The organism is Mesorhizobium sp. CA15 (genome assembly GCF_020165215.1).
GTDB lineage: Bacteria > Pseudomonadota > Alphaproteobacteria > Rhizobiales > Rhizobiaceae > Mesorhizobium.
In genome coordinates, this window is the sequence record NZ_JAIUHQ010000036.1 from 1 (window position 1) to 11,053 (window position 11,053).

Here is an 11,053-nt window from a genome sequence, read left to right on the forward strand (position 1 = left end):
GCCAGCCTCTCCAGCTGATCATCTGAATTTGCCTGTACTGAGCCTTTTGCTCCAAGGTCAGTTCTCCCCAATGGCCGCAACGGCCTGCCGATATAACTCCGCCGTCTGCCCGTCGAAGCAGCAGAAAGTAACCGTATCCGGCAGCGCATTTTGCCCCAGGAAGGCGCTTACGGCACCAACAGCGATCCCGGTCGCCTGGTCTTTCGGATAGCCGTAGATGCCGGTCGAGATCGCCGGGAAAGCGATGGTTCGACAATCATGGCCGAGCGCGATTTCGAGCGAGCGCCGGTAGCAGGAGGCGAGCAGCTCGGCTTCGCCCTTGCCGCCGCCTCGCCAGACCGGACCGACCGCATGGATGACGTAGCGCGCCGGCAGCCGATAGCCCTTGGTCAGCTTGGCGTCGCCGGTGTTGCAGCCGTGAAGCGCGCGGCATTCGGCGAGCAGCTCCGGCCCGGCCGCGCGATGGATGACGCCATCAACGCCGCCGCCGCCGAGCAGCGAGGAGTTGGCGGCATTGACGATGGCGTCGACCGCGAGCCTGGTGATGTCGCCGGTGTGGATACGGATCCTGTCGCCGAGAGCGCTCATGAAACTTGCTATCTTTCTGGAATAAGGCCGTGGAGGGGACGGCAGCCCCCACGGTGATGAATCATCGCGTGGCAATTCGCACACACAATCGCTAGGTCATCCAACCTAACCGACATCCCTCCGGGCGGCGCCGAGGAGATGGGTATCTTATGATGCACTTGGGCATAACCCTGGCCGATCGCGCCATAGACTTCAAAGAAGTCAAAGCCGCAATTAGGAACCTCGCAAATAAGCCGGCCTTTGTTGGCTTTCATCGCGGCATCGATTTTGTTAGCTCTCAACTCTCTCTCACGGTGCCGATGACGGACGAAAGCTCTCTTCATCGCCCCTTCAAATCCTTCGAGTTCCGCATCCGGAAGTGAAGTCACATGAAGTCTCGGGGTGGCGCCGCGCGCTATAGTGCATTGGCCGGTTGATGGATCGTAGGCAGTAACTGCCCAAGCCACGGGATCAAGCAGCCGTTTTTTCACCTTGGACGCATCAGCGTCTGGGGTTTCCCTAGTCCGCATGCTGCCACTGCAGATGATAACTCTAATGGGTAGCCCATCGTCGTAGGCAGTTCGGATCGCCTCGTCCATGCGAGCTGCGCGAGCCTTCCAGATGCGTTCTTTGTTTGATGAAGAAGGGCCTTGGGATCGAGCGCGTTGATTATGCTCTTGAAGTGTGAGTCCGTTCCTCACAAGCATGTGGTCGAACCAAAGGTTTAAGACAACGACCTTTCCGACCTCTACAAAAGACCATTCGTAACAATATTTCGGATTAGCTGCGGCTTTCTCGACCCCCCCTTTAAAATTTGCCCAGTCGTCAACGTTGACGCCAGCTCTTGCGACAAGATCAATTGTTCTGTGGTGCTCCTTTGGCTCCAGCTCCAATAAGTCAGTCAAGCGTTCCTCCCTTTTGTCTCTCACATCCTGAACACGCCGAATTTCGTCGCCTCTATCTCCGCATTGAGCGCCGCCGAAAGGCTGAGCGCCAGCACGTCGCGGGTCCTGGCCGGATCGATGATGCCGTCGTCCCAGAGCCTGGCCGAGGAATAGAGCGGGTGACCCTCATGCTCGTATTTCATCAGGATCGGCTTCCTGAACTTCGCCTCCTCCTCGGCGCTCCATTCACCGCCCTTGCGCTCGATGCCCTCGCGCTTGACCATGGCAAGCACCGTGGCCGCCTGCTCGCCACCCATCACCGAGATGCGCGCGTTCGGCCACATCCACAGGAAGCGAGGCGAATAGGCGCGGCCGCACATGCCGTAATTGCCGGCGCCGAACGAGCCGCCGATGATCACCGTGAGCTTCGGCACCTTTGCGGTGGCGACCGCCATCACCAGCTTGGCGCCGTCCTTGGCGATGCCGCCGGCCTCGTATTTGCGGCCGACCATGAAGCCGGTGATGTTCTGCAGGAAAATCAGCGGGATGCCGCGCTGGCAGCAAAGCTCGATGAAATGCGCCCCCTTCAGCGCGCTTTCGGAAAACAGCACGCCGTTGTTGCCGATGATGCCGACCGGCATGCCGTGCAGATGGGCAAAGCCGGTGACCAACGTCGCGCCGTAATTCTGCTTGAACTCGTCGAACTCCGAGCCGTCGACGAGACGCGCGATCACCTCGCGCACGTCATATGGCTGGCGCAGATCCGTCGGCACGATGCCGTAAAGTTCGCTCGGATCATGAAGCGGCGGCACCGGTTTCTGCAGATTGAGTTTTAGAGCCTTGTTCCGATTCAGGTTCTTGACGATGCGCCGGCAAATGGCCAAGGCGTGCTCGTCGTCCATCGCATAGTGGTCGGCGACCCCGGAGAGCCTGGTGTGGACATCGGCCCCGCCGAGCTCCTCGGCGCTGACATCTTCCCCGGTGGCGGCCTTCACCAGCGGCGGGCCGCCGAGGAAGATCGTCGCCTGGTTGCGCACCATGATCGTCTCGTCCGACATCGCCGGCACATAGGCTCCGCCCGCCGTGCAGGAACCCATGACGCAGGCGATCTGCGGGATGCCGGCGGCCGACATATTGGCCTGGTTGTAGAAGATGCGGCCGAAATGCTCGCGGTCGGGAAACACCTCGTCCTGGTTGGGCAGGTTGGCGCCGCCGCTGTCGACCAGATAGACGCAAGGCAGGTTGTTCTGCAGCGCGATCTCCTGCGCCCTGAGATGCTTCTTCACCGTCAGCGGATAATAAGTGCCGCCCTTCACCGTGGCGTCGTTGACGACGACCATAACTTCGGTGCCCTCGACGCGGCCGACGCCGGTGATGATGCCGGCCGACGCAATGTCCTCGCCATACATCGACCATGCCGCGAACTGCCCGACCTCGAGGAAGGGCGAGCCGGTGTCGAGCAGTTGCGCCAGCCGCTCACGCGGCAACAGCTTGCCGCGTGAGACGTGGCGTTCGCGGGCTTCGTCCGAGCCGCCTCGCTCGACGCTTGCCGCCTTCTCGGCGATGTCGGCGACCAGCGCCCGCATGCGCTCCGCATTGGCGCGAAAGGTGTCGGAGGAGGGGGAAATTTGAGTTTGCAGTGTGGCCACGGTCGATTCCTATTGCTCTGCCACGATTTGCAGCGTGCCGTTTCGCCGCTCGAAGATATATTCAGACAGAAGGTCGGGTTCGCTTCGAAAAACATTGGCGATCAATACGTGGGCTATCTGCACCGCCCTCGGCAAACGCTTGTCGAACACAATAATCGCGTCGCGTTGCGGAATGGCTATGACGACGCCCTCGGGGAATTGGGGTTCGAGCAGGGCCCAGAATTTGTCAGTCAGGAGAAGGGCGGGCGAGATCGCTTCGTCACCTTCGACGCTGAAGATGGATATCCCTTCGCGAATTCTCTCCTGTTTTACCTTGGACATCTGCCTATCGATGTTTGCGAGAGCAAGTTGGCGAAGTTGTGCGAGGGAACGTCCTCCGACATCAGACTTGGGCACGCTGCGAAGGGAATCTTCATCGTCGATCTGGTAGAGGACGACAACGTCACCAGCGAGATCCTCATAGACGGGATCCTTTTCGGGCACCGCGCCGCCTTTGAAAGCATCGAGATGCTCGCGAGGGCGAATGTTCGCTATCACGTGATCAGCGTCGAAGCCTGTGTTGGTGTCGGCAAAGACAAGAACGTTCAAGAATCGCTGGATTTCGGACTCGATATCCTCGGATGGTAGTTCGCGAAGACGACCCAACAAATTGGTGACATCGACCTCGAGATTCTGATCCTTACCTGAGAGCACTGTCGTTACATGCAGACGAGCTGGATCGATAGGGTCGGGAGCAACCGCTTTGACACGACTGTCAGTCTTCAACCGCGAGATCACTTCGGTTCGCAGCGCATCCGCATCCTTGAACAACGGCGTGCCGGAATGCGCTGTCGCGACGAATGCCAGGAGCAAAATCGAAGTGACAATCGCGCCCACAATTCGTTCGAGATCCAGTGGCAGCCTTGGCATTTTAAAAGCTCACGCCCCCTCCGCCATGATCTCGCGCCCGATCAGCCAGCGGCGGATCTCGCTGGTGCCGGCGCCGATCTCGTAGAGCTTGGCGTCGCGCAGCAGCCGGCCCGTCGGATAGTCCTTGATGTAGCCGTTGCCGCCGAGCAGCTGGATGGCGTCGAGCGCCATCTGCGTCGCTTTCTCGGCGGCGAACAGCACGCAGCCAGCGGCGTCCTTGCGCGAGGTCTCGCCGCGGTCGCAGGCGGCCGCAACCGCATAGACGTAGGCCCGCGCGGCGTTCATCGTCGAGTACATGTCGGCAAGCTTGCCCTGCACCAGCTGGAAGGTGCCGATCGGCTGGCCGAACTGCTTGCGCTCATGCACGTAGGGCACAGCGACGTCGAGGCAGGCCGCCATCAGCCCGATCGGGCCCCCGGACAGCACCGCGCGCTCGTAGTCGAGCCCCGACATCAGCACCTCGACGCCGCGTCCTTCCTCATGCAGCACGTTCTCGAATGGCACCTCGACATCCTCGAACACAAGCTCGCCGGTGTTGGAGCCGCGCATGCCGAGCTTGTCGAGTTTTTGCGCCACCGAAAAGCCGGCCATCGTCTTCTCGACGATGAAAGCCGTGATGCCGCGCGCATGGCGTTCCGGATCGGTCTTGGCATAGACCACCATCGTCCCGGCGTCAGGACCGTTGGTGATCCACATTTTCGAGCCGTTGAGCACGTAGCGGTCGTTGCGCTTTTCGGCGCGCAGCCGGAGCGACACCACGTCCGAGCCGGCGCCTGGTTCCGACATCGCCAACGCGCCGACCGTCTCGCCCGAGCAAAGGGCCGGCAGATACTTCTCCTTCTGCGCCGGCGTGGCCCAGCGGTTGATCTGGTTAACGCAGAGGTTCGAGTGCGCGCCGTAGGAGAGGCCGACCGAGGCCGACGCGCGCGAAATCTCCTCCATCGCCACGACATGCGCGAGATAGCCCATGCCGCTGCCGCCGAAGTCCGGATCGGCGGTGATGCCGAGCAGGCCGAGCGCGCCGAGCTCGCCCCAAAGATGTGCGGGAAACTCGTTGCAACGGTCGATCTCGGCCGCGATCGGCGCGATCCTGTCCTGAGCGAAGCGCCGCACGGTGTCGCGCAGTGCCTCGATGTCGCTATCAAGTCCGAAGTTCAGCGTATTCGTGTACATGCCGTTCCTCCCTGCGCCGGTCTTCGCGGAGATCGCGCCGTATCAGAGTGCCACGGCGTCCCTGGCGCGCCCCGAGGGACGCGCGGTGCCATGGCTGATTGTCGCGCCGACCAGGCGCATTGTCATCGAAAGATATGATGCGGTGACTTCGGCGATCGACAGCCGCTCGCCCGGCCGGAACCAGACGATGACGCCGGTCATCATCTGGATCAGCGCCATGGCAGTGAGCCCGGTGTCGTCGACCTGAAAGACGCCGGCCTCGGCGCCGTCGCGCAGGATCGTGCGCAGTTCCTTCTCATAGGCCGTGCGCATCTTGAGGATCTGCGTCAGCCTTTCATGCGAAAGGCTGCGCAATTCCATGTTGGAGACATGGGTGGCGTGACGCCGCCCGATGTGGAAAGCGATGTGGTTCTCGACATAGGCGGCGAGCCGGGTGACCGGATCGGCGCGAGCCGGACGCGCCGTTTCCCAGGCCTTGAGCAGACCTTCCATATGCTCTCGCATTAAGGTGAAAAGCAGATCTTCCTTGGTCGGGAAGTAGCGATAGAGCGCCGCCGCCTGCACGCCGACCTCGGCCGCCAGCTGCCGCATCGACATCGCCTCGTAGCCGAGGCGCGCGATCAGGCTGACCGCCGCCTCGCGAACGGCCGCTTCGGTTTTCTCCCCGTCGGAACCTGTGGTGCGTGCCATGTTTGCCTCTGGCAGCAATAATAAAACGAACGTTCAATTAATTCAAGGTGCAAACGTTATCCCCGCTCTGGTTTGCGGAGGTGAAATGAGACTAGTTCCCTGATAAGCGATTTTGAAAGGTTGCCGTTTGCCGCCACGGTGCAGAATTCTGCTCCGTTGCGATCCTTGGGGAAGGTAACGGCATGGATTCCAGGGTCTTCGCGACGGAGCTTCGCTCCTGCTCCGCCCTGGAATGACGATCGCGATGGCGTTTCGGCCGATCTCCAACGCATGCCGCCTGCCAACGCAAACAGAGCCGACTGGTCAAAATCCCTGCGCAGTGCCACTAAACGATGATCCTGAAATCCACAGGCGCCTCTTCGGCCGCCTCCTCGACCTCGACATTCGAGACGAGCGCGCCCCGCGGCCCTTGCCACAGGCGTTCGATCATCGCCGTGACAGCGGCATCGGCGCCGGCGATCAGTATGGTGACCGAGCCGTCACGCTCGTTGCGCACCCAACCCGTCAGCCCGAGACGCATCGCTTCTGCGCGCGCCCAGACGCGGTAACTCACACCTTGAACCGTACCGGAAACGCGCGCCCGAACGGTTCTCTGTTCGACTTGCATTGCCTGTGCTCCGCCTTGCACTTCGCGGAATCTGGCACAGCAAAGGGCAAAGGCAACAGGGGCTTGGGCTAGGGTGTGTTGAGATTCAGGTCAGGCCAAGCCGAAAATGGTGGCTTTCGAGAACCGGAGCGGAGCGGACATTCGGGTCCGTGAGCACCGGAAGCGCAGAAAACCAGCATTTGCAGGCTGGCATCACCTGAATATCAACACATCCTAGTTCCCTCGCGCCGCCGCCAGCGCGCCTGGCAGCTCCTCGGCTAAGATGTCGAGCTCATGGTCGAGACCGACGCTGACCCTGATGCAGCGGTCCAGCACCGGCACCATCGGCTTGCGGATGAACACGTCGCGCGACAGGAGGCCCTGCATCACCTTCAGCGCGAAGGCGCCGTCGCGACCGCAGTCGATGGTGACGAAATTGGTTGCCGACGGCAACGGCTTCAGGCCGTTCTGCCTGGCGACGGCTGAAATACGCTCACGGCCTGCCGCCACCCGCGCCACCACCGAGCGCAGATAGTCCTGGTCGGCAAGCGCCTCGAGGCCGGCGATCTGCGCCATGCGGCTGACGCCATAATGATTGCGGATCTTCTCGAAGTCGCGGATCACCTCCGCCTCCGCCACCGCATAGCCGCAGCGTATGCCGGCCAGGCCGTAAGCCTTGGAGAAAGTGCGCATGCGGATGACGTTCGGCCGTGCGACATCGATCGCCGGCAGCGCCGAGGCCGGTCCCAGCTCGCCATAGGCCTCGTCGAGCACCAGCATGGTGGTTTCCGGCAGCGCTTTGATGAAGCGCAGGACATCCGGCGCCTCCCACCAGCTTCCCATCGGATTATCGGGGTTGGAGAGATATACCAGCGGCGCCTTTTCGCTCGCGACCTTGGCGAGAAGCCCGTCCAGGTCCTCCTTGTCATCGGCATAGGGGACCGTCACCAGCCGGCCACCGACGCCGGCGATGTGGAAATTGAAGGTCGGGTAGGCGCCGAGCGAGGTGACCACGGCATCGCCGGGGCCGACGTACATGCGCGCCACCAGGCCGAGCAGGCCGTCGATGCCTTCGCCGACTACCACGTTTTCGATCGCCACGCCGTGATGCGCGGCGGCCGCCACCTTGAGTTCGTAATTGTCGGGATCGCAATACATCCACTGGTCGCGCGCGACGCTCTCCATGCGCGCGACGACGCGCGGCGAGGGGCCGAAACTGCTTTCATTGGCGCCGATGCGGGCACGAAACGGCCGCCCGCGCTCGCGCTCCTGCGCCTCCGGACCGACAAACGGCACCGTGGTGGGAAGCGCGCCGATGATCGGCGTAAGGGAAGGGCGACGAAGCATGGCACTGGCTCGCGTGGAAGAGGCGTTCTTGCTAGCGTGAGCGGGGGAAGGGTGCAAGTTGGATGGCAAGCTGAAATTGACTGGCTTGACCGGCAGCCGGCGTCAGCTCTTGCGAGGTTTGCCGCTTGCATGGGGCTGGTGGACGCAGCGGCAGGCGCTGCTGTTGGCCTCGAGTTCGATGCGGACGACGTATCGCTGGATTCTGCCTGCCGCTTTTGCTAGCGAGGCAGGATGAGCAACCGATTGCCGCCCGCTTGGGCAAAGCATCTCAAGACGCAACCCTCGGCTAAAGCGCTGCCGCCGAACGCTGCGCTGCCGAAAGCCAAGACGCAGGCCGGTCCATCGCGAGCGCATGCGGACGATATGCTGTTGCGGCGGGCGCTCGAGCTACAAAAAGCCGAGCAATTGCCGGAGGCGGAGGAACTCTGTCTCAAGGTTCTGGCAAGAACGCCAAACCATCCGCTGGCATTCTATATCCTGGGAACTCTCGGACTCGGATACGACAACGAGAAGGCCTTGCGGTATTTCGCGCGGGCGGTCGCAGAGGAGCCACGGAATCCCTACTACCACCTTAGCCTTGGCGAAAACTATCTGAAGCTCAGCGAATTTACGCCGGCAATCAGGCACATTCAGCAGGCCTTGGCGTTGAAGCCTGACCTGGTGGAAGCGCTTTGCGCCTTAGGCGTTGCCTACAACTCATTTGACAAGGGAGAAATGGCGCTGCCGCTCTTTGAGAAGGCGCTCAAGATCGACCGGGATCATCCTCTGGCCCGGTTGGGGTTGCCCCGCGCGCTCGCAAGCCTCGGCCGTATGGACGAAGCCGCGGTTCATTTGAAAGAGGCGATAGAGCGGCGGATCGCGGTACCGGCTGCCTACAGTGCATTGGTGCAGACGCGTAAATTCACGGAAGAGCCGCCGGAGCTCGCGGCAATTCTAGCGGAGCTTCGAGACCCGGCCCATGGAGCGGAAGGAGCGGCGGCACTCCATCACGCTGCAGGGAAGCTGCTTAACGACCTCCGACGCTACAGGGAGGCGATGGATCACTTCAAGAAGGGAAATCAAGCCGGGGGCCATAAATTCGATCTGGAAAACTACCGTCGCTGGGTCGATGTCATGATCGAAACCTTCACACCGGAGCTGGTTGCTTCAATGGCCGCTCATGGCAATCCCTCGGAGGTGCCTGTATTCGTTGTCGGCATGCCTCGCTCGGGTACGACGCTGACCGAGCAGATCTGTGCCAGCCATCCTGGTGTTCACGGTGCCGGCGAGCTCAGCAAGCTCAGCCGAATGGCCAATGGGATCGGTCTCAAAGGCAACTCCGACACAGACCTCGGTAAATCGATCGCGACGATTACCCCCGAACTGACCAAGACGCTAGCAGTAGAGCATCTTGCCTATCTGCGCGAGCGGGCTCCCGATTCGCTTCGAATCGTCGACAAGATGCCCCAAAATTTCGAACTGATCGGGCTGATCGGCATCCTCTTTCCGAACGCGCGCATCATTCATTGCCGGCGCGATGCCATCGACAATTGCGTCTCATGCTTTGTCCTGCAGTTCAATGAAGCGCACAGCTACAGCGCTGATCTTCGGACATTAGGACTTTACTACAGAGAGTATGACCGCCTGATGCGGCATTGGAACAAGGTTTTTCCGGGTCGCATATTCGAGAACCGTTACGAGACTTTGATTGAAAACCAAGAGGCGCAGTCGCGACGCCTCATCGATTATCTCGGGCTGCCTTGGGACGATGCCTGCCTGCGCTTTTTTGACAAGGATCGCTCGGTAAATACTTACAGCCTTTGGCAGGTTCGCCAGCCGATTTATAAGTCATCCGTCAAGCGATGGAAGAACTACGAGAGCGAGATCCAGCCGCTGATCGACGCGTTGGGAGATCTAGCTGAGGTTTGATCAGTAGCAATTCGCGTCGAGCCATAGCACTCCATCCGCTGATTGCTCGGGCCCAAGCCTCCTAATAGCGCGTGCAATTCCGGCGATCGCGCCGAATGCAGCGCTTTGTGCAAACGGTGCCGGGGTGCTGGAAGGGAGAAAGAAGAACCCGGCGGTTGCCCGCCGGGTTATCGATTTCGATCAGGCAATGCCTGTTAGAACGAACGCTGGAAGCGGAGCAGGCCGCCGACGCTGTTCTTCTTGTCCGCACCGGTGAAGTTGACGGTCGATGTGGGATCGGCGTTCCACTGGTCAAACTTGCCAAAGTGATCATAGTCGACTTCGGCGGTGACCGTGAAGCCAGGAACGATGTCGTAGGCGACGTTCGCCGCCACGCCGTAGTTCTTGTCCTCGTCACCCGACACCTGGAGGTTGAACGAGGTCTTCTCGTTGAACTTGTAGGTGCCGCCGGCCCAGAATGCCCAGTTGCCGCCCCAGATCTTGTAGAAGCCGCGACCACGGGCGTCGATGACATTGGTCGGGTCGCTCAGATTGTTGTCGCTGCCGTAGCCGAACATGCCGAATAGCGAGAGTTCATTGGTGACGTTGACGTCCAAGCGGACCTTGCCGGCGACTTCCTCGTAGTTGCTGTCGTAGGCCACGACGCCGGTGATGGCGCCCCAGCCCTGCGTCCACTTCAGACCGCCGACGACATGCGGAACATAGCTGTCGATGGTGCCGACAGTGCCTTCGCCTTCTTCCAGCGAGACCACGGCCGAGAAGCCGTTGCCGGCGTCGAAGTAATACTGGACGACGTTGGTGTCGAAGTCGCCATAGGGGACAAGCGTATCCTGGATGACATTGCCGGCATAGCCGATGAACGTGTCGAAGGCCGATTCGTCCTTACCGACGCGCAGACCACCGAGCTGGATCCAGGCGAAGTTCAGCGTGACGCCTTTGTTGCCCGCAGGATTGTCGGTGAAGCCGGTGATGGCGCCACCACCGGTGCGTGAAACGGAGGCGCCGCGATTGTTGTTGCCGAAGTTGAAGCGGGTCTCGGTGTAGGTCTTCAACGTGCCGAGCTCGGTCTCCTGGCCCGTCCACGTCTTCAGTGTGAAGCGGGTGTTCTTGTACCAGGTGCTGTGGATGTCGCCGTCCTGGTGGTCGACGTTCTTCGCTCCGTCGAACGAGCCGACGTCTCCGAGGCCGATGTCGTAACGGACATAGCCGCCGATGCGCAGGCAGGTCTCGGTGCCGGGGATGTAGAAGTAGCCCGAGCCGTACACGTCGCAGATCTTGACGTATTCAGCCGGTTCCGGCTCGGCGACGGTCACCGCGTCGGCGGCGCGGGCGCCCGAAAC

10 protein-coding genes are annotated in these 11,053 nt (G+C 61.2%); 1 reads left to right on the forward strand and 9 read right to left on the reverse strand.

All coding sequences use genetic code 11. The annotated features are described in order from the left end of the window. Window positions 1-57: 57 nt before the first annotated feature. From LB515_RS27825 to LB515_RS27860, 8 genes are all read right to left on the reverse strand, one after another. On the reverse strand, window positions 58-588 hold the full coding sequence (locus tag LB515_RS27825) for an O-acetyl-ADP-ribose deacetylase (protein WP_224709636.1): 531 nt from the start codon (window positions 586-588) through the stop codon (window positions 58-60). Between the two features lie 8 nt (window positions 589-596). Beyond that, window positions 597-1,472, reverse strand: a complete 876-nt coding sequence (locus LB515_RS27830; RefSeq protein ID WP_140643620.1) for an HNH endonuclease — start codon at window positions 1,470-1,472, stop codon at window positions 597-599. A gap of 20 nt (window positions 1,473-1,492) precedes the next feature. Beyond that, a complete protein-coding gene (locus LB515_RS27835; RefSeq protein ID WP_224709637.1) occupies window positions 1,493-3,100 on the reverse strand; it encodes a carboxyl transferase domain-containing protein in 1,608 nt (535 codons plus the stop codon). A 9-nt stretch (window positions 3,101-3,109) separates the two neighbouring features. Continuing rightward, on the reverse strand, window positions 3,110-4,009 hold the full coding sequence (locus LB515_RS27840) for a hypothetical protein (protein WP_224709639.1): 900 nt from the start codon (window positions 4,007-4,009) through the stop codon (window positions 3,110-3,112). A gap of 9 nt (window positions 4,010-4,018) precedes the next feature. Beyond that, entirely contained in the window at window positions 4,019-5,182 is a 1,164-nt protein-coding gene (locus tag LB515_RS27845) for an isovaleryl-CoA dehydrogenase (protein ID WP_224709640.1), read from the reverse strand. A gap of 42 nt (window positions 5,183-5,224) precedes the next feature. Then, a complete protein-coding gene (locus LB515_RS27850) occupies window positions 5,225-5,872 on the reverse strand; it encodes a TetR/AcrR family transcriptional regulator (RefSeq protein WP_224709641.1) in 648 nt (215 codons plus the stop codon). Window positions 5,873-6,197: 325 nt separating this feature from the next. Further along, window positions 6,198-6,479: an acylphosphatase gene (locus LB515_RS27855; RefSeq protein WP_224709642.1), complete on the reverse strand. Its 282-nt coding sequence runs from the start codon at window positions 6,477-6,479 to the stop codon at window positions 6,198-6,200. A gap of 213 nt (window positions 6,480-6,692) precedes the next feature. Beyond that, window positions 6,693-7,805 (reverse strand): pyridoxal phosphate-dependent aminotransferase, encoded by a 1,113-nt coding sequence (locus tag LB515_RS27860; RefSeq protein ID WP_224709643.1) that lies wholly within the window; start codon window positions 7,803-7,805, stop codon window positions 6,693-6,695. A 231-nt stretch (window positions 7,806-8,036) separates the two neighbouring features. Here LB515_RS27860 and LB515_RS27865 point away from each other — a divergent pair, with 231 nt between their 5' ends. Then, window positions 8,037-9,713, forward strand: coding sequence for a tetratricopeptide repeat-containing sulfotransferase family protein (locus tag LB515_RS27865; protein WP_224709644.1), 1,677 nt, complete (start codon window positions 8,037-8,039; stop codon window positions 9,711-9,713). A gap of 194 nt (window positions 9,714-9,907) precedes the next feature. On the opposite strand, the gene LB515_RS27870 is transcribed toward LB515_RS27865, so the two are convergent. Further along, window positions 9,908-11,053 (reverse strand): porin (locus LB515_RS27870; RefSeq protein ID WP_224709646.1); only part of this gene is annotated, 1,146 nt, incomplete at its 5' end.

Excerpts from the sequence above, each read along its gene's own strand:
- LB515_RS27825 (WP_224709636.1), bottom strand. The coding sequence starts at position 588 with ATGAGCGCTCTCGGCGACAGGATCCGTATCCACACCGGCGACATCACC.
- LB515_RS27840 (WP_224709639.1), bottom strand. The coding sequence starts at position 4,009 with ATGCCAAGGCTGCCACTGGATCTCGAACGAATTGTGGGCGCGATTGTC.
- LB515_RS27845 (WP_224709640.1), bottom strand. The coding sequence starts at position 5,182 with ATGTACACGAATACGCTGAACTTCGGACTTGATAGCGACATCGAGGCA.
- LB515_RS27850 (WP_224709641.1), bottom strand. The coding sequence starts at position 5,872 with ATGGCACGCACCACAGGTTCCGACGGGGAGAAAACCGAAGCGGCCGTT.
- LB515_RS27855 (WP_224709642.1), bottom strand. The coding sequence starts at position 6,479 with ATGCAAGTCGAACAGAGAACCGTTCGGGCGCGCGTTTCCGGTACGGTT.
- LB515_RS27860 (WP_224709643.1), bottom strand. The coding sequence starts at position 7,805 with ATGCTTCGTCGCCCTTCCCTTACGCCGATCATCGGCGCGCTTCCCACC.
- LB515_RS27865 (WP_224709644.1), top strand. The coding sequence starts at position 8,037 with ATGAGCAACCGATTGCCGCCCGCTTGGGCAAAGCATCTCAAGACGCAA.